At 73.8% G+C, this 16,187-nt stretch carries 18 protein-coding genes; 8 read left to right on the top strand and 10 right to left on the bottom strand.

The window, feature by feature from the left end; translation table 11 throughout:
• Positions 1 to 99: 99 nt before the first annotated feature.
• Both LBW97_RS10475 and LBW97_RS10480 read left to right on the top strand, forming a co-directional pair.
• Positions 100 to 1,326: a cation:proton antiporter gene (locus tag LBW97_RS10475; protein WP_224499577.1), complete on the top strand. Its 1,227-nt coding sequence runs from the start codon at positions 100 to 102 to the stop codon at positions 1,324 to 1,326.
• Positions 1,327 to 1,342: 16 nt separating this feature from the next.
• The gene (locus LBW97_RS10480) at positions 1,343 to 1,873 is read left to right on the top strand and encodes a DUF421 domain-containing protein (protein ID WP_224499369.1); all 531 of its coding nucleotides are present in this window, start codon (positions 1,343 to 1,345) and stop codon (positions 1,871 to 1,873) included.
• A 3-nt stretch (positions 1,874 to 1,876) separates the two neighbouring features.
• On the opposite strand, the gene LBW97_RS10485 is transcribed toward LBW97_RS10480, so the two are convergent.
• Genes LBW97_RS10485 through LBW97_RS10500 form a run of 4 tightly spaced genes read right to left on the bottom strand, consistent with a single transcriptional unit; the run spans position 1,877 to position 5,920 of the window.
• Entirely contained in the window at positions 1,877 to 3,199 is a 1,323-nt protein-coding gene (locus LBW97_RS10485) for a DUF2254 domain-containing protein (RefSeq protein ID WP_224499370.1), read from the bottom strand.
• Complete coding sequence (locus LBW97_RS10490; RefSeq protein ID WP_304505427.1) at positions 3,196 to 3,813, bottom strand: GerMN domain-containing protein; 618 nt, start codon at positions 3,811 to 3,813, stop codon at positions 3,196 to 3,198. Before LBW97_RS10490 ends, LBW97_RS10485 begins: the two co-directional genes overlap by 4 nt.
• Positions 3,810 to 5,204 (bottom strand): sensor histidine kinase KdpD, encoded by a 1,395-nt coding sequence (locus LBW97_RS20435; RefSeq protein WP_224499372.1) that lies wholly within the window; start codon positions 5,202 to 5,204, stop codon positions 3,810 to 3,812. The genes LBW97_RS10490 and LBW97_RS20435 overlap by 4 nt, the downstream gene beginning before the upstream one ends.
• Positions 5,201 to 5,920 carry a response regulator transcription factor gene (locus tag LBW97_RS10500; RefSeq protein WP_224499373.1) on the bottom strand — a complete coding sequence of 240 codons (720 nt, stop codon included), beginning with the start codon at positions 5,918 to 5,920 and terminating at the stop codon, positions 5,201 to 5,203. Before LBW97_RS10500 ends, LBW97_RS20435 begins: the two co-directional genes overlap by 4 nt.
• 274 nt (positions 5,921 to 6,194) lie before the next feature.
• Here LBW97_RS10500 and LBW97_RS10505 point away from each other — a divergent pair, with 274 nt between their 5' ends.
• Positions 6,195 to 6,734 carry a copper chaperone PCu(A)C gene (locus LBW97_RS10505; RefSeq protein WP_224499374.1) on the top strand — a complete coding sequence of 180 codons (540 nt, stop codon included), beginning with the start codon at positions 6,195 to 6,197 and terminating at the stop codon, positions 6,732 to 6,734.
• 34 nt (positions 6,735 to 6,768) lie between these two features.
• Here the strand turns inward: LBW97_RS10505 and LBW97_RS10510 are convergent, their stop codons facing one another.
• Positions 6,769 to 6,978, bottom strand: a complete 210-nt coding sequence (locus LBW97_RS10510) for a hypothetical protein (RefSeq protein WP_224499375.1) — start codon at positions 6,976 to 6,978, stop codon at positions 6,769 to 6,771.
• A gap of 284 nt (positions 6,979 to 7,262) precedes the next feature.
• Between LBW97_RS10510 and LBW97_RS10515 the strand changes: the two genes are divergently transcribed.
• Positions 7,263 to 7,691 (top strand): nuclear transport factor 2 family protein, encoded by a 429-nt coding sequence (locus LBW97_RS10515; RefSeq protein WP_224499376.1) that lies wholly within the window; start codon positions 7,263 to 7,265, stop codon positions 7,689 to 7,691.
• Here the strand turns inward: LBW97_RS10515 and kynU are convergent.
• Positions 7,669 to 8,913 (bottom strand): kynureninase, encoded by a 1,245-nt coding sequence (kynU, locus tag LBW97_RS10520; protein WP_224499377.1) that lies wholly within the window; start codon positions 8,911 to 8,913, stop codon positions 7,669 to 7,671. The two genes, LBW97_RS10515 and kynU, sit on opposite strands and share 23 nt — an antisense overlap.
• 85 nt (positions 8,914 to 8,998) lie before the next feature.
• Between kynU and LBW97_RS10525 the strand changes: the two genes are divergently transcribed.
• Positions 8,999 to 9,736 (top strand): alpha/beta hydrolase, encoded by a 738-nt coding sequence (locus LBW97_RS10525; RefSeq protein ID WP_224499378.1) that lies wholly within the window; start codon positions 8,999 to 9,001, stop codon positions 9,734 to 9,736.
• Positions 9,737 to 9,763: 27 nt separating this feature from the next.
• Here LBW97_RS10525 and LBW97_RS10530 read toward each other — a convergent pair whose 3' ends face one another.
• Positions 9,764 to 10,576, bottom strand: a complete 813-nt coding sequence (locus LBW97_RS10530; RefSeq protein ID WP_224499379.1) for a MerR family transcriptional regulator — start codon at positions 10,574 to 10,576, stop codon at positions 9,764 to 9,766.
• A 78-nt stretch (positions 10,577 to 10,654) separates the two neighbouring features.
• On the opposite strand from LBW97_RS10530, the gene LBW97_RS10535 reads away from it, so the two are divergent.
• Positions 10,655 to 11,008 (top strand): nuclear transport factor 2 family protein, encoded by a 354-nt coding sequence (locus tag LBW97_RS10535; protein ID WP_224499380.1) that lies wholly within the window; start codon positions 10,655 to 10,657, stop codon positions 11,006 to 11,008.
• 108 nt (positions 11,009 to 11,116) lie between these two features.
• Positions 11,117 to 11,461, top strand: a complete 345-nt coding sequence (locus LBW97_RS10540; RefSeq protein ID WP_224499381.1) for a hypothetical protein — start codon at positions 11,117 to 11,119, stop codon at positions 11,459 to 11,461.
• Between the two features lie 34 nt (positions 11,462 to 11,495).
• Here LBW97_RS10540 and LBW97_RS10545 read toward each other — a convergent pair whose 3' ends face one another.
• Both LBW97_RS10545 and LBW97_RS10550 read right to left on the bottom strand, forming a co-directional pair.
• Positions 11,496 to 12,311, bottom strand: coding sequence for an alpha/beta hydrolase (locus LBW97_RS10545; RefSeq protein WP_224499382.1), 816 nt, complete (start codon positions 12,309 to 12,311; stop codon positions 11,496 to 11,498).
• Positions 12,308 to 13,405, bottom strand: coding sequence for an LLM class flavin-dependent oxidoreductase (locus LBW97_RS10550; protein WP_224499383.1), 1,098 nt, complete (start codon positions 13,403 to 13,405; stop codon positions 12,308 to 12,310). Before LBW97_RS10550 ends, LBW97_RS10545 begins: the two co-directional genes overlap by 4 nt.
• Positions 13,406 to 13,545: 140 nt before the next feature.
• Here LBW97_RS10550 and LBW97_RS10555 point away from each other — a divergent pair, with 140 nt between their 5' ends.
• Positions 13,546 to 14,649 (top strand): NAD(P)-dependent alcohol dehydrogenase, encoded by a 1,104-nt coding sequence (locus LBW97_RS10555; protein WP_224499384.1) that lies wholly within the window; start codon positions 13,546 to 13,548, stop codon positions 14,647 to 14,649.
• Between the two features lie 18 nt (positions 14,650 to 14,667).
• Here LBW97_RS10555 and LBW97_RS10560 read toward each other — a convergent pair whose 3' ends face one another.
• Positions 14,668 to 16,014, bottom strand: coding sequence for an MFS transporter (locus tag LBW97_RS10560; protein ID WP_224499385.1), 1,347 nt, complete (start codon positions 16,012 to 16,014; stop codon positions 14,668 to 14,670).
• Between the last annotated feature and the right edge of the window lie 173 nt (positions 16,015 to 16,187).

A 16,187-nucleotide genomic window follows, 5' to 3' on the forward strand; every position in this document is an offset into this window, starting at 1 on the left:
TTCCCGGGTAAGGGGCGACGGGCGCTCGAGGCGACCTGGCCGCGGAGGCCGGGCTCCGTCCGCAGCTGTGACCGTCGAGCGGGGAGGTGCTGTCCGGTGATGCTGATCGACGTCGTGCTCGCCGTCTCGGGGCTGCTCGGTCTCGCGGTCGCGGCGCTGTCGGACCGATTGCGGCGGTGGCCGGTGTCGGCCCCCGTCATGGGCCTGGCCTGCGGCATCCTGCTGGGGCCCGAGGTCACCGGGGTCCTGGTGATCCCGCCGGTCACCGAGGACACCGCCTGGGTGCACACCGCGGCCCGGCTGCTGCTGGCCATCTCGGTGATGTCGGTGGCGCTGCGCTATCCCGTGCGTGACGCGCGGACCCGGCTGCGTCCGGTCCTGCTGCTGCTGGCGATCGCTCTGCCCGCCATGGCGCTGGTGACCGCGGGCCTGGCTGCGCTCACCCTGGGCGTCGGCCTCGGCGCGGCCGCGCTGCTGGGGGCGGCGCTCTGCCCCACCGATCCGGTACTCGCGTCCAGCGTGGTCACCGGCGGGCCCGCCGAGAAGGATCTCCCGGCCCGGGACCGGCAGATCCTCTCGCTGGAGTCCGGCGCCAACGACGGGCTGGCGCTGCCGCTGGTGCTGGTGGCCCTCGCGCTGGCGGGAGCGGACAGCGTCGGTGCGGCGCTCGCGGAGTCGCTGTGGCAGGTCGCCGGCGCGGTGCTGCTCGGCGTCCCCGCGGGCTGGCTCGGAGCCCGGGCCCTGCGCGCCGGCGAGGAGCACGGCTCCACCGATCCCGCGCCGCGGATGCTGTTCACCGTCGTCCTCGCCTTCGCCGTGCTCGGTGCTGCCGGGCTGATCCACGTGGACGGGATCCTGGCGGTGTTCGTCGCCGGTCTGGCCTTCAACCACGTCGCGACCGGGCCGGAGCGGACCGAGGACGCCCCGATCGACGAGGCGGTCAACCGCTTCCTGGTCCTGCCGTTGTTCCTCGCCTTCGGGCTGGTCCTGCCCTGGTCGGCCTGGGCGGAGCTCGGCTGGGGCGGCGTCGGCCTGGTGGCCGGGGTGCTCCTGTTCCGGCGGCTGCCGGTGATCTGGCTGCTGCGGCGCCCCCTGGGACTCGGGCGACCGGACGCCGCCTTCGTGGGGTGGTTCGGCCCGATCGGGGTGTCGGCGATGTTCTACCTGGCCATGGAGGCCGAGCGGCTCGCCGTGGATCCGGTGGTCCTGGCCGCCGGCACCCTCGTCGTCGCCGCGAGCACGGTGGTCCACGGGATCACCTCTGCCCCTGGACGGGTGCTCTACCGCCGGGCCACCGCGCCGGTCGACGAACGGTCCGGCGTCTGAGGAGGAGGGGTACCGCATGTGGTTCGACTCGTGGTCCGACCTGGGCCGCATCCTCGCGGTGGGGGCGAGCGCCTACGTGAGCGTCCTGCTCGTGCTCCGGCTGTCGGGGAAGCGCACGCTGGCCAAGCTGAACGCCTTCGACCTGGTGGTCACCGTGGCGCTCGGTTCCACGCTGGCCACCATCCTGCTCAGCAGTGACGTCTCCTGGTCCGAGGGCGTCGTCGCACTCGGCCTGCTCGCGTCGGCGCAGTACCTGGTCGCCTGGGTGACGGTGCGGCGACCGGGGTTGCGGGCCGTGGTGACCGCCCGCCCGACCCTCCTGCTCCGGGACGGACGGGCGCTGGAGGGCGCGCTCCGGGAGCAGCGGGTGTCGATGGACGAGCTGCGCCAGGCAGTCCGCGCCAGCGGCTCCGGTGACCTGTCCTCGATCGCCGCCGTCGTCCTGGAGAGCGACGGCTCGCTGAGCGTCGTCCCCGCGAGCTCGCTGGGGGACGGGTCGAGCCTCGAGGGGGTGCAGCACGCCCCGGCGGGGACCGCGGACGGTTGAGGCTCAGGTACCGGCCGGCCACCGGCCGGCCAGCGCCTCGTGGAGCGTGACCATCCACTGCTCGGTCTCCGCCGACTCGATCGCGGTGCTGTCCCCGGCGAGGTCGACGACCCGCTGGGCGTGCCGCAGCAGCTCTCCGTCCAGCAGGCCGTCGGGCGCGCGGTACGCCAGCTCGCGCAGCAGGGCGGCCAGCCGGCGGAGCACGGCGGGCTGCCCGCCGGCGAACTGGAGCGGCTCCTCGAGGCCCTGCTGCACCAGCCCGGAGGCGTTCCACTGCGGGAGGACGAACCGCGCCGCGCCGGCCGCGTCCCGCTGAACGGCGGGCCGCAGCGGGCGCGTGACGAGCTCGCCGAGCAGCGCCGAGATGTGCGACAGCCCGTGCACGGCCGTCGTGGGGTCGTTGGTGCCGGGGGAGAGAGCGCGGACGGTGATGTCCACCGATTTCCGCAGGCTGTAGGCCACGTCGCGCTCGGGCGTCCGCTCGAAGCCCAGGCGCACCCCTTCCCGCAGCGCCTCCTCGACCGCGGCCAGGTCCACGGAGGTCCCGGGAGGGTGCGCCCAGACGTGGGCCAGCGGCGTGCCCGCGACCACGGAGTCGCCGATCCGCCGGGCCAGGACCACGAGGGCGCCGGCCTGCTCCGCCGCCCGGGCGATCCCGGGGCCGTCGGCGTCCACGACGAACCCGCTGCCGCTCGCCGGGACGACGGTGCCAGGGGTGGCGGGGAGGGGGAACGGCGGCTCCGCGGTGTCCGGGGAGTCGTGCGGGAGCTCCCGCTCGAACGTGGCGTGCGCCTCGACCGAGACGTCCCGGAGCATGCTCTCGACCCGCAGGGACCGGGCCAGATGGCCGAGGAAGAGGATCAGGCCGACCACGCTGAGGACGGCGAGGACGAAACCGACGGTCACCGCCAGCCGCGGGACGAACGCGGAACCCTCCGACTGCTCGGTGCGCACCGTCCGGAGCACCGTGAGGGCGTAGACGAAGGTGCCCACGAGGCTCGCCAGCGTGGTCTGGACGACCCGGTCGGTGACGAACGTCTGCAGCAGCCGCGGCGAGTGCTGGCTGCTGCTCAGCTGCAGGGCCACGACGGTGAAGGAGAAGGTCAGGCCGGTCACCGAGATCAGCGAGCCGGCGATGGCCGCGAGCACGTCGCGGGCCACCGTCGGCCCGCCGCCGAAGACGAAGGTCAGCGGGTGCTCGCCGCCGGGCTGCTCGAGCGCCTGGTCCAGTGCCGGCAGGCCGATGCCGAGGCCGATGGCCAGGACGACGGCGAGCACCGGCAGCGGCCAGAGCGAGCTGCGCAGCCGTCCCCGGAGCCGGCTCACCCCGGCCTCCGACGGCTGGGCGAGGTGACCGCGGGAGGAGAGGTGGCCGACGGCGGACCCTCGGCGGGGGGAGGCGTCGGCTCAGGGGTGATCGACGGGTAGTCGTCGCGGCCGACCGGTCCGGCCGTCAGCCCGTCGTCGGTCGGTACCTCCAGCGCCTGGCCGTCGCCGGTGAACCGCACGCCGTCGACGCCGGGGAACTGCGTCACCGTCCACACCACCTGCGCGACGGCGAGCTGCTGGCCGCCGCCCACGAGCCCGCTGAACCCCCGGGTCACCGAGACCGTCACCGTCGGGTCCTCCTCACTCGGCCCCGAGGTGCGCAGTGGCTCGGGTGTCAGCGCGGTGCTCAGTCCACCGTCGACCTCGACCGTGGTGGGCCCCGCCACCAGCGCGTCCAGGGCGGTGCGGGGGTCGGCCGGGGTCACGGGCCGGAACACCGGTTCCAGGCGGTCGTCGCGGACGAACCACACCTGGACCTCTTGCGCGCCGAGGGTCGGATCCGCGGTACCGGTCCGTTCCGGCACCGGGACGCTGAGCGGCTCGGGGCGGTCCTGGGTCGGCACTCCGCACCCCGCCACTGTGATCAGCGCGAGGGAGCAGAGGGCGGTCATCCGCACGACGACTCCCGGAGGGGCAGGCGCACGGTGAAGCGGGCGCCACCGGCGGGGCTGTCGGAGACGGTCACCGTTCCTCCCATCGCTGCGACGTGCCGCGCCACCAGTGACAGACCGAGACCGGCGCCGTCGGTGCGGGCACGGTTGATGTCCCGGCCGCGGGCGAACCGCTCGAAGATCCGGGACCTTTCGCTCTCCGGGATCCCGGGGCCTGCGTCCTCCACGAGGACGCAGGCGGTGTCCGGGCCGGCCTCGACCCGCACCGCCGTCACGCCACCCCCGTGCTTGTCGGCGTTCTCGACGAGGTTGCGGAGAACCCGTTCGAGGCGGCGCTTGTCGGCCTGCACGACGGTCACGTCCGCCTCCGGCGCGACGGTCAGCAGCCCGCGCCGTCCCGGTGCCGAGGTCTGCCGGTCGAGCGACTCCCGCACGAGGGCTGCCAGATTGACCTCCTCGAGAACGGTGTCGGCACCGCCGGCGTCGGCGCGGGAGATCTCCAGGAGGTCGGCCACCAGCCGCTCGAACCGGGTGACCTCCGCCCGGAGCATCGCCAGTCCCTCCCGGCCGTCGTCGGGGAGGTCCTCCTCGTAGGCCTCCAGGAACGCCAGCGACGTCAGCATGGTGGTCAGCGGGCTGCGGAGTTCGTGGCTCACGTCGGCGGCGAAGCGGGCGTCGCGCCGCACCCGATCCTGCAGCGCCTCGACCGTCGCGTTGAACGAACGGGCGATGGGGATCAGCGACGGGTCGCCGTGCGGGTCGATGCGGACGGTCAGGTCGCCCCCGGCGACGGCGGTGGCCGCCCCGGCGACGCGGTCCAGCGGGCGGAGCGTCGGGCGGGTGGCCCAGCTGCCGACCAGGAGCGAGACGGGGACCACCGCGATCACCGCCGCGGCCAGCACGCCGGCCAGCACGCGGTAGGTGTGGTCGAGCTCCTCCAGCGGGAAGACCTCGAAGTAGGCCGCCCCCGACGGCTGCAGGGGCAGACCGATGGCCAGGACCGGCTGCCCCTCGACGACGAACCGCTGGCGCGCGGGCGTCCCGTCGAGGACGGTCCGGCGCAGGTCCGCGGGGAGGTCGTCGCGGCCGATGCCCAGGGAACTGGTGATCCACCGGTCGTCGTCGGCCAGCAGCGACGTGGACCCGTTCTCCCGGGGCAGCTGGGAGAGCAGCTGTTCCGGGGAGAGCCCCGCGGAGTCCGCGGCCCGCTGGACCTGGGCGCCGTTCGCCGTCGTCTGGGCGAGGGTCGCGCGCTCGCGGCCCAGGAGGAGGTAGCGCGACACCGCCAGCCACACACCCACGGCGAGGACCAGGCTCAGCACCACCGCCACGGCGGTGAAGGCCGACGTGACGCGTCCCCGCAGACTGCTGGGCCACCAGGGAATCCTCACGCCGGCACGCGGTACCCCATGCCCCGCACCGTCGTGACCACCACGGGGTTGGCGGGGTCCAGCTCGACCTTCTTGCGCAGCCGCCGGATGTGCACGTCGACCAGCCGGGAGTCACCGAAGTAGTCGTAGCCCCACACGCGCTGGAGGAGCTCCTCACGGCTCAGCGCCCGGCCCCGGTCGGCGGCCAGCTCGACGAGGAGGCGGAACTCGGTCTTCGTCAGGTCCAGGGGGCTGCCGGCCCGGGTGACGCTCGCCGCCAGTGGAGAGATCTCCAGGTCGCCGACGGTGAGCACCGGGTGCTCGTCGCCGTCGCGGGCCCGCCGGGTGATCGCGCGGACGCGGGCGAGCAGCTCCTTGGGGACGAAGGGCTTGGTGACGTAGTCGTCGGCTCCGGCCTCCAGCCCGGCGACGACGTCGTCGCTGTCCGAGCGGGCGGTCACCATGATCACCGGCGTCGTGCTGGTGCGGCGGATCTCCCGGCACACCTGGAAGCCGTCCAGCCCGGGCAGCCGGAGGTCCAGGAGGACGACGTCGAAGGCGCGGCCGGCGAGGTGGAGGAGGGCCTCCTCCCCGGAGGACGCCTCGGCGACGTCGAAGCCTTCCCGCCGCAGGGTCAGCTGGACCATCCGGCGGATGCGGGCGTCGTCCTCGACGACCAGTACTGACCGGGGCACATCCAGCAGTGTGCCCGCGTCCACGGCTGCGGCGCGCTCCATGACCGCACTCTGCACGCCTCATCGAGGCCGCTCCGCGGTCGCCGGCCGATCGTCACGGAGCTGTCACACGTGGGCGCGGCTCCGCACGCCGCCCGGAGGTCTGGGGCCTGGACGCGCTGTTCGCACCGACGAGCACCCTGGCCGCCGGGCTCGTGTCGGTTTCATGACAGAGCCACGGAGCGTCGTTACCGGGCGGACCGACCGGGCACGGATCCCGCACGGAGGTTGCCGGCGCGAGGCCGCCGGCCACGCGGGAACGAGAGGGAGAGCGACGATGCGGAGCACGAGAGCGGCCGGCCGCAGATCCGTCCTGGCCGTGGTCGGGGTGCTGGCGGTCGCCGGCTGCGGCGACGAGACGCCGGCCCCGGACGACAGCGGAGCAGTGGGCCCCGACGAGGCAGTCACCGAGGAGATCAAGGTCCTGCAGGTGCAGCTGGCCTATCCGCTGGACGGCGCCTACGACGTGGGCGAGGACGTGCCGCTCTACCTGGGTATCGCGAACACCGGCACGGTGGAGGACGACCTGCTCGACGTCCGCGGACCTGACTTCACCGACGCCGCCCTCACCGTCGACGGCGCATCGGGACCGATCCGCGTGGCGGAGAACGACAACGTCTACGTCGGTGCCGAGGGAGCGCCGTCCATCGTGCTCGAGGATCTGCAGACCTCACTGCGGTCGTCGCAGTCCATCCCGGTGACCTTCGTCTTCGAGGAGGCCGGGGAGGTCACGGTCGACGCCGTCGTCGCCGCAGAGGGCCAGACGCCGAGTGTCCCCTTCGACTTCCCGGACCCCGCGGAGGACCCGACGGGCTGAGGTCCGCGCCCGGCGGGGCCAGGTGCCGGACGGGTCAGGCGGAGAGTCGGTCCGCGTCCGGACTGAGCACGAGTCCCGCCCGGCCCAGGGCGGTCAGCAGCCGGTCGACCCGGTCGGCGAGCAGTCCCGCGCCCGCCGCCTCGAGGGCGTCCGGGCCGCTGCTCAGGAAACGGGCGAGCAGCGCCGCGACCTCGGGAGGGTGACCGGTGGAGGGCTTCCGGGGAGCGGGGATCCGGGTGACCATGCCGCAGGGGCACGATCCTCCGGACCGGGGCGCCAGGTGCCGGCCGCCGGAGCACACAGCAGTTTCGAGCATCGCCCAACTCCTCCTCAGAGCCGGGCCCCGACCTCATCCGTGAGCGGGGCTTGGGCGGAGAAGTTCCGGCACCGCCAGGTGCCACCCGACGAGGCGCGCCACGTCGTAGCCTGATCGTGATGTCGGCCACAGTGGTGGGGGCGCTGGCGCGGACCGCGCCGCGCGGCCAGGATCCACGCGGGGCGCGACCGCGCCGCAGGAGGAGGAACCCCGTGATCGACGACGTGATCGCCCGCTGGCACCGGTACATGGCGGGGGAGCTGCCGGGCGGGCTCGACGAGCTGCTCGCCGACGACGTCGTCTTCTACTCACCGGTGGTGTACACCCCGCAGCGGGGCAAGGAGATCACCACGGGCTATCTCGAGGCGGCCACGAAGAGCCTGGCCGGCGGCGACCCCGGCGGCGTCTTCACCTACGTGAAGGAGGTGCTCGCCGGCGACACCGCGGTGCTGGAGTTCGAGACGAGCGTGGCCGGCAAGTACGTCAACGGCGTCGACATCATCCGCTGCGACGACGCCGGCCGGATCGTGGAGTTCCGCGTGATGATGCGCCCGCTCCAGGCGATCCAGGTGGTGCACGAGGAGATGGGCCGCCGACTGGCCGCCGGTGTCCAGGAGGTCAGCCGCTCCGCGACCGAATGAGCTGCTCGACGTGCGCCAGCGCCGTCGCCAGTTCGGTGAAGCTCGTGCTGAGCGGGGAGAGCCCGATCCGCAGGCCGCGGGGGCGCCGGAAGTCGGGGATGACGCCGCGGCGCCACAGCTCGTCGACGACGTCGCGCATCGCGTCGTGCTCGAGCGTGACGTGCCCCGCCCGGCGTGCGGGGTTCCGCGGGGAGGCGACGGTGACCCCGAGGGGGCCGAGGACCTCGTCGGCGACGGCGATCGCGAATTCCGTGAGCAGCACCGACTTCTGGCGTACGGCGGGCATCCCCGCCCGCTCGGTCAGCGTCAGCATGTCCTCGACCGGGATCATCGACAGGATCGGCGGCGTCCCGCTCAGGAACCGCCGGATGCCGCTCGCCGGGACGTAGTCGGGGCCCATCGCGAACGGCTCCGCGTGCCCCATCCAGCCCGGGATCGGCTGCACCAGCTCGTCCTGCAGCCGCCGGGCGACGTAGCCGAACGCGGGGGCGCCCGGTCCGCCGTTCAGGAACTTGTAGCCGCAGCCCACGGCGAGGTCGACGTCGGCGGCGTCGAGCTGCACGTCGACGACGCCGGCGGAGTGGCAGAGGTCCCAGAGGACCAGCGCGCCGGCGCGGTGGGCGGCGGCCGTGATGCCGGGCAGGTCGGCGAGGTGGGCCGACTTGTAGGCGACGTGGCTGAGCACGACCAGCGCCGTCCGGTCGCTCAGCACTTCTTCGACCTCCGCGAGCTCGACGCCGGTGGCCGGGTCGGGCTCGATCCAGCGGACGGTCCGGCCGGTCTCGGTGGCGACGGCGGTGAGGATGTACCGGTCGGTGGGGAAGTTCTCGGTGTCGGCGACGATCTCGGTGCGGTCGGGACGCGCGTCGACCGCCGCCCGGACGAGTTTGTAGAGCAGCACCGACGTCGAGTCACCGACCACGGTCTGACCCGGCGCCGCGCCCAGCACGGTGCGCCCGATCAGGTCGCCGACGACGGTGGGGCGATCGAGCCACTGCTCGTCCCAGGCGCGGATCAGCCGCTCGCCCCACTCGTCCTCGACGAACCGCGTCAGCCGGCCGGCGGTGACCGCCAGCGGCCGGCCGAGCGAGTTGCCGTCGAGGTAGGCGAGCACGCCGGCGGGGAGCACGAACTCCGACCGGAAGCCGGCCAGCGGGTCGGAGGCGTCCAGTGCGGCCGCGCGATCGACGAGCTCCTGGGGGAGGGTCGGGTCCTCGGTCACGGGGCCGACCGTAGCGCCGGCCGGTGCGCTGCCCGCCGGTCGAGTAGGACTGGGGCATGCACACCACCCGAACGACGGTGCCCTGATGGCCGACGAGGACCGCTCGGTGCTGAGCCGGCCGTCGGCGCCGCTCGACGCCGTCCTGACCTACGGGCCGGACGCCGACCACGTCGCCGACGTCCGGTACGCCCGGGATCCGTCGACTGACCGCCCGGTGCTGGTGTTCCTGCACGGCGGCTTCTGGCGCCCCGCGATCGACCGGACGAACATCCGGCCGATGACCGAGGCGCTCGCCGCCGCCGGCTGGACGACGGTGGCGCCGGAGTACCGGCGGGTGCCCGGCAGCCCGGACCTGATGATCGACGACGTGCACGCCGCCGTACGCGCGGTGGGGGAGCAGTTCCCCGGCCGGCCCGTCGTCCTGGGCGGGCACTCCGCCGGCGGGCACCTGGCCCTGCAGGCGGCCGCGACGTCGGAACCACGGCTCGCGCCGCACGGCGTCCTGGCCCTCGCCCCGGCGGCCGACCTCCGGCTGGCCGAGGAACTGGACCTGGGGGACGGCGCGGTGTCGGCGTTCCTGGGGGAGGCCGCTGCCGATCGTCCCGACCTGGACCCGGTCCGGCTGCCGACGCCCGGGGGAGCGGTCCGCATCGTGCACGGGGTCGACGACGGGATCGTGCCGATCGAGGTCGGCGAGTCCTACGTGCGCGCACATCCCGCAGCGGTGCTGGTCCGGGTCGACGGCGGCCACTTCCCGGTCATCGATCCGCTGAGCGCCGCCTGGCCGGCGGTGCTGGAGGCGCTGGACGACCTCGCGCGCTGACCGCCGCGGGACCCTGCGAGGAAGGCCCTACCGCGGGGCGCGCCCGACCGGCGCCACCCGGAAGACGGGCCAGCCGATCTCCGTCCGCCAGGCCGCGGGATCCGCGGTGTCCCGCGGGCCGACCAGGTAGGACTCGCGGACCGGGCCGGCCACGGCCAGCGCGTTGGCCACGGTCCACGCGCCCAGCTCCCCGTAGGTCACGTCGATGTCGTCGTGCGCGCCGACGTGGGTCGTGACGGCCAGCTCCACGGCCGGCAGCGTCACCGGCCGTACCCGCCCGCTGCGCGGCGGTCGGGCCGTCGTCCGGTACACGATCGCGTGTCCGCGCCCGACCTCGAACAGCGCGTTGTCGAAGAGCCCGCCCGGGGCGCCGACCGGCTCGCCGACGACGGCGTCGAGTTCGGCCATGGCGCCGCTGTACCAGGTGAGGACGTCGTCGAGCGTCACGTCGTCCTCGACCGCGGCGACCGTCGTCGAGGGGACCGCGCGCAGCTCGACGTCCAGCGCGGCCGGCTCGGGCCGGAGCAGTCGGCGCAGCGACGCCACCGCCGCCCGGGTCCGCTCCAGCTCCGACTCGAGGCGCTGGAGGTGGTCGGTGACGAGCGCGGCCCGGGCCGCGGGGTCGGGGGAGCGGAGGATGCGCTGGACGTCGGGCAGCGGGACGTCGAGCTCGCGCAGGCGATGGATGACCTGCGCGGCGGGGATCTGGTCGGGGGAGTAGGAGCGGTAGCCGGTCACGGGGTCCACCGTCGAGGGCTCGAGCAACCCCGCGTCGTGGTAGCGGCGCAGGGTGCGCACGCTCAGGTGGGTCAGCCGGGAGAACTCGCCGATCGCCAGCACGGGTGCACTCTGCACCCTCCCCCCGAGAGAGGGTCCAGCGCTGGACCTTCCCGCCCCGGGAGCCTGCACGCTGGGCGCATGTCCGCACCGACCGCCATTGCACCCGACCAGCTCCCGCCGACGATCCGCGGCTACCTCGCCGCGCACCTGGCCCGCGATACCGACACCGCGCTCCGGTCCTTCACCGGCACCGCCGTCGTCGTGGACGACGGCACCACCTATCGCGGGACCGAGGAGATTCGCCTCTTCCTGTCCCGCGCGGGCGCCGAGTTCAGCTACACCACCGAGCTCGTCGGTGCCGAGCGCGTCGACGACGCGCGCTGGGTCGCCGTCAACCGCCTGGAGGGCGACTTCCCGGGGAGCGTCGTCGAGCTCCGGTACCGCTTCACGATGGACGGCGAGCGCATCGCCGAACTCGTCATCGCCCCCTGACGACGGGAACCTGCCGGTCCCGATGTCGATCGCAGCGGTGACGTGCGGCCCTGTTCCCGGGCGGGCGAGCGGATCAGGCTGGTCGGGTCATCGACGAGAGGAGTCGTCATGTCCACCGTCAGCGGTTCGGCGAAGGTTCCCCGCGGCCCCGGTGCCGGGTCGGGTCTGTGGGACCCGATCGGGATGACCGAGGCGGAGAAGCTCGCCGCCGAGCGCGAGGCACGGCACGACGTCGTCGCCCGTGGTCGCCGCCCTGCCCAGGAGAGCCTCCAGCACTACCTGGCGCACGAGCGGCTCACCCATGGCGGCGAGCGGCGCACCGTTCACCGGGGTGGCGGCACGCCGGCCGCCGGTGCCGCGGTCACCCGGCCCGCACCGCCGCCGGAGGAGCCGGCCGCCCCGGCGCCCCGGCCCGGCGGGCTGTTCGCTCGCCTCTTCCGCCGCCGTCGCTGACCGAGCGGTCAGCGCGCCCGTACCGCGGAGGTCGTCAGAGCAGGGAGGAGCGGAGGAACGCACCGACCGCTGCGAGTGAGGCCGGGGAGTCGAAGGCGGGATCCTCGTGGTTCGCGCCGGACAGCAGCCACAACGTCGAGTCGGCGCCCTCCGCCCGCAGCGCGCGGTGCAGGTCGCGGCTGTGCGTCGAGGGGACGAGCCCGTCACGGTCGCCGTGCACGAGGAGGAAGGGCGGAGCGTCCGGACGGGCGTGCGCCACCGGACTGGCCGCCACCGCCGCCTCGCGGGCGTCCCGCACGTCCTCGACACCGAGCAGCCGGGCCTCGAACGACGGCTCGGGCAACGGCCCGGTGACGAACGGCGGAAGCGGCCCCTCGGGGACGTCGGAGCCCCGGCGCAGCAGATCGGTCGTGGGGAACCAGGCGACGACGGCCTGCACCGACGAGTCGCCCAGCTGCGCGTCCGCCTCGTCGTCGGTGAGCCCCAGGAGCGCGGCGAGGTGGCCGCCGGCCGACGCTCCCCACGCGCCGATCCGGTCGGCGTCCAGGCCGTGGTCGGCGGCGTGCGCCCGCAGCCAGCGGATCGCCGCCCGCGCGTCGTCCAGCGGCGCCGGGAAGGAGGCCTGGTCGCTGAGCCGGTACTGCACCGCGGCGACCGCCACCCCGCTCGCGGTCAGCGGGGCGAGGCGCTGGTCCGCGCGGTCGGTGCGCGATCCACGCAGCCAACCGCCCCCGTGCAGCCAGACGCACAGCGGAGCGGGCCGGACGTCGGGCAGGTACAGGTCCAGCCGCAGCTCGACGCCGTCGACGGCCGCGTAGACGAGGTCGCGGTGCACCGTCGTCGCGGTCACGGCCGCGCCGCGGCCCGGACGGCGGGGACGACCTGGTCGCGGAAGAGCCGCACCGACGTCAGGACCGTGTCCACGTCGAGCGAGCCCCAGGCGAAGGCGCCGGCGAAGTAGTTGATCTCGCCGATCTCCCGGGCGCGCGCCACCTGCGCCGCGACGGTCTCCGGCGAACCGACGAACAGCTTCTCCCCGGCCACGAGCGCGTCGAAGTCGACCGGGCCGGTGAACCGGTCGCTGCCGTGGGCCCGCCAGAGGTGGGTGAAGCTCTCGTAGTGCGCCTCGAACGCCGGGCGGGCGAGCGCGACGGCGGCCTCGTCGGTCTCGGCGACCAGGACGTGGCGCAGCATGCCGAACCGCGGCGGGGCGCCCGGCAGGCTGTACCGGACCCCGCCCCGGGCCGCGGACCGCTGGAAGGAGTCGAAGAAGATCCGGCTCTGCTCGCGGACGGCCTCCAACGGCGGCGAGGCGAAACCGAAGCCGAACAGCACGTTGTAGCCCTCGTCGCCCAGCCGCGGGATCGAGGCCGCGTTGGACGTCGGGTACCAGAGCGGCGGGTGCGGGCGCTGATGGGGGAGGACGTGCAGCGGCACCTCCTCGCCCGGCTGCCCGTCGAGGCCGGGCCAGCGGAAGCGGCCGGTCTCCAAGGCCTCGACGATGGCGGGGAACGACGTCTCGAAGCGCGCCGCGGTCTCGGCGGGACCGAGGCCGTACATCGCCGCCTCGATGGGGGACGAGCCCTTTCCGACGCCGATGTCCAGCCGGCCGTGGCTGAGCTGGTCGAGCATGCAGATCTCCTGCACGAGCCGCAGCGGGTCGTAGAGCGGCACGATGAAGGTGGTGGGCGCCAGCCGGATGCGCTCGGTCACCCGGGCGGCCGCGGCGATGAACACGGCGGGGGAGGGCGACAGGCCCAGCGGCGTGCCGTGGTGCTCGGCCAGGTGGTAAGTGGTGAACCCGCCCTGGTCGGCCTCGGCGAGCACGCGGAGCCGGGCGTCGTAGATCTCGGCCGTGGACGACCCGGGCACGGCGTCCACCCAGTCGAACAAGCCGAACTCGAGGTCGTCCCGGACGTCGTTCCCGGCCTGCTGCGCTGACATCGCATCCCCTTAGCTGCCGGCCCCGGTGCGCGGTGGAACGGAACCTACCGACACCCCGTGACGGCGCGTCCTGGGGTGGCGCCGGGCGCCTTCCGGGTGTCCGATCGGAGCGGCCGGACGCACGAGCGAGGAGGACGGGCATGAGGATCACCGCTGCCGTCGTGGAGGAGCTGCACGGCCCGTTCGTCGTGCGGGAGGTCGAGCTGGACGAGCCGGGCCCCGGGGACGTCCTGGTCAAAGTGGCCGCCACCGGGTTCTGCCACACCGACGGCATCGCGCGCGACGGCGACCTGCCCTTTCCGCTGCCCGGCGTGCTCGGCCACGAGGGCGCCGGGACGGTGGTCGCGGTGGGGGACGGGGTGACCGGCGTCCGCGAGGGCCAGGACGTCGTCCTCGGCTGGCCGTCGTGCGGAGCCTGCCGTAACTGCGGAGCCGGGGAGCCGCGCTACTGCCTGCGCATGGGCGAGCTGGTCGGCGGCGGCCACCGGCTCGACGGCGCCTCTGCCCTGCGCGGAACCGACGGGTCCCCGCTGGCCAGCCACTTCTTCGGGCAGTCCTCCTTCGGGACCTACGCGATCACCACGGCGTCGTCGCTGGTCCCCGTTCCGGACGGCCTGCCCGTGGAGCTCCTGGGCCCGCTCGCCTGCGGGCTGGCCACCGGCGCCGGGGCGGTGTTCAACACGCTGAGGCCCCAGCCGGGCAGCTCGATCGTCGTCTACGGCACCGGCACCGTCGGCCTGGCCGCGGTGATGGCCGCCCGCAACTCCGCGGCGACGACGATCATCGCCGTCGACCGGCACGCCGGCCGGCTGCGGCTGGCCGAGGGCCTGGGCGCCACGCACACGATCGACGCGACCGACACCGACCCGGTGGCGGCGGTGACCGACATCTGCGGAGGTCCCGCCGACGCGTCGCTGGACTGCACCGGCAACCTCGCGGTGATCCGGCAGGCGATCGACTCGGTGGGCATGCTCGGAACGGCGCTGCTCATCGGCGGCGCTCCCGCCGGAGCGGAGTTCAGCGCCGACCACCTGACCACCCTGTGGGGCAAGACGATCCGCGGCACCCTCGGCGGCAGTGGCCATGGCCAGCAGCTGATCGCCGCCCTGATGGACCTCCACCTGCAGGGTCGGTTCCCGTTCGACCAGCTGGTGCAGTACTTCTCGCTGGACCGCATCGAGGACGCCGTCGAGGCCTCCTACAGCGGCGCCGTCGTCAAGCCGATCCTGACCATGCCGCACTGACGCCCGGCCGGGCGGTCGTCACACGTTCTCGGGTGCCCGCTCGCCGCGGATCTCCTCCTTGGTGCGGGTCTCGCGCAGGACGAGCGCCGAGATGAACGTGATCACGCCCATGACGCAGATGTAGGCCGACACCGAGGCGGAGGAGTCCGTGGCCGCCAGCAACGCGGTCATGATGAACGGCGTCGCACCGCTCACCAGGATGGCCGCCAGCTGATAGGCCAGGGACGCACCGGAGTAGCGGATCCGCGGCTCGAACATCTCGGCCAGGAAGGCGGCCAGCGGCCCGTAGGTGAGCGAGGAGCCGATCAGCCCGCCGACGAGCGCCACGAAGATCCACGGCAGCGACGCCGTGTCGATCAGCCAGAAGAACGGGAACGCCCACAGCGAGATGACTGCCGCGCCCACCAGGATGGGTGGCCGCCGGCCGATGCGGTCCGACACGCTGCCGCTGAAGTAGATGATGAACACCGAGATCGCCGAGGCCGCGAGCGTGACGGCGAGCAGTTCGTCGCGGTCGACGCCGAGGTCGCGGGTGGCGTAGTCCAGGACCCCGGCGATGCTGATGTAGAAGATCGCGTTGGTGCCGAACAGCAGGCCCGCGCCCAGCAGCACCGGCCGCCGGTGCTTGCGCACGACCTCCTTGAGCGGCGCCTGCGCCACCTTCTCGTCGGCGGCCTCCTCGTGGTGCCCCTGCAGCTGACGGAAGACCGGCGTGTCCTCGACCCGCAGCTGGATGAACATGACCACCGGGAGCAGCACGGCGCTGGCCAGGAACGGGATGCGCCATCCCCAGGAGACGAAGGCCTCCGCGCTCGTGGTGGCGCTCACGGTCAGGAAGACGACGTTGCCCAGGATGACGCCGATGGGGACGCCCATCTGCCCGAAGGTGCCCGCACGGCCCTGGCGGTCCCGGCCGGCGTTCTCGGTGAGCAGCAGGATCACTCCGCCCCACTGGCCGCCGACCGCGATGCCCTGCAGGAACCGCAGCAGGACCAGCGCGATCGGCGCGAGCACGCCGATCGAGTCGGCCGTCGGCAGGAGGCCGATGAGGAAGGTGGCGGAGCCCATCAGGATCAGGCAGGTGACCAGGGCCGGCTTGCGGCCGACCTTGTCCCCGAAGTGGCCGAAGACCAGGCCGCCGATCGGGCGCGCGATGAAGCCGGCCCAGAAGGTGCTGAAGGACAGCAGGGTGCCGACGAGCGGAGAGGCGTTCGGGAAGAAGAGCTCGCCGAACACCAGCGCCGCCGCAGTGGCGTAGATGAAGAAGTCGTACCACTCGATCGAACTGCCGATGAGTCCCGCGGCCATGAGTTTGCGCAGCGAGCGACGGTCGAGGGGAGACGCTTCGTTCTGCGGGTTCGTCATCGCTGTGCCCGTCGCCGTCGCAGGGTCGCCATTGACCTTGCTGGGACGGTAGGACCGCAGAGCCCGGACGGCAAAAGCTGGGCCGAACCCTCGCCGGCGGCGAGATCCGAACCGGCTCCGCTTGGAAGCTCGAAGTCCCACATGCCTCGGCGTACCGTGACAGTTGAAGGTTC

The organism is Blastococcus sp. LR1, assembly GCF_020166105.1.
Taxonomy (GTDB): Bacteria; Actinomycetota; Actinomycetes; order Mycobacteriales; family Geodermatophilaceae; genus Blastococcus.

What these genes read in the sequence shown, in the direction of transcription:
- LBW97_RS10475 (WP_224499577.1), top strand. Translation starts at nt 100, where the DNA reads ATGCTGATCGACGTCGTGCTCGCCGTCTCGGGGCTGCTCGGTCTCGCG.
- LBW97_RS10480 (WP_224499369.1), top strand. Translation starts at nt 1,343, where the DNA reads ATGTGGTTCGACTCGTGGTCCGACCTGGGCCGCATCCTCGCGGTGGGG.
- LBW97_RS10490 (WP_304505427.1), bottom strand. Translation starts at nt 3,813, where the DNA reads ATGACCGCCCTCTGCTCCCTCGCGCTGATCACAGTGGCGGGGTGCGGA.
- LBW97_RS10500 (WP_224499373.1), bottom strand. Translation starts at nt 5,920, where the DNA reads ATGGAGCGCGCCGCAGCCGTGGACGCGGGCACACTGCTGGATGTGCCC.
- LBW97_RS10505 (WP_224499374.1), top strand. Translation starts at nt 6,195, where the DNA reads ATGCGGAGCACGAGAGCGGCCGGCCGCAGATCCGTCCTGGCCGTGGTC.
- LBW97_RS10510 (WP_224499375.1), bottom strand. Translation starts at nt 6,978, where the DNA reads ATGGTCACCCGGATCCCCGCTCCCCGGAAGCCCTCCACCGGTCACCCT.
- LBW97_RS10525 (WP_224499378.1), top strand. Translation starts at nt 8,999, where the DNA reads ATGGCCGACGAGGACCGCTCGGTGCTGAGCCGGCCGTCGGCGCCGCTC.
- LBW97_RS10535 (WP_224499380.1), top strand. Translation starts at nt 10,655, where the DNA reads ATGTCCGCACCGACCGCCATTGCACCCGACCAGCTCCCGCCGACGATC.
- LBW97_RS10540 (WP_224499381.1), top strand. Translation starts at nt 11,117, where the DNA reads ATGTCCACCGTCAGCGGTTCGGCGAAGGTTCCCCGCGGCCCCGGTGCC.
- LBW97_RS10550 (WP_224499383.1), bottom strand. Translation starts at nt 13,405, where the DNA reads ATGTCAGCGCAGCAGGCCGGGAACGACGTCCGGGACGACCTCGAGTTC.
- LBW97_RS10555 (WP_224499384.1), top strand. Translation starts at nt 13,546, where the DNA reads ATGAGGATCACCGCTGCCGTCGTGGAGGAGCTGCACGGCCCGTTCGTC.
- LBW97_RS10560 (WP_224499385.1), bottom strand. Translation starts at nt 16,014, where the DNA reads ATGACGAACCCGCAGAACGAAGCGTCTCCCCTCGACCGTCGCTCGCTG.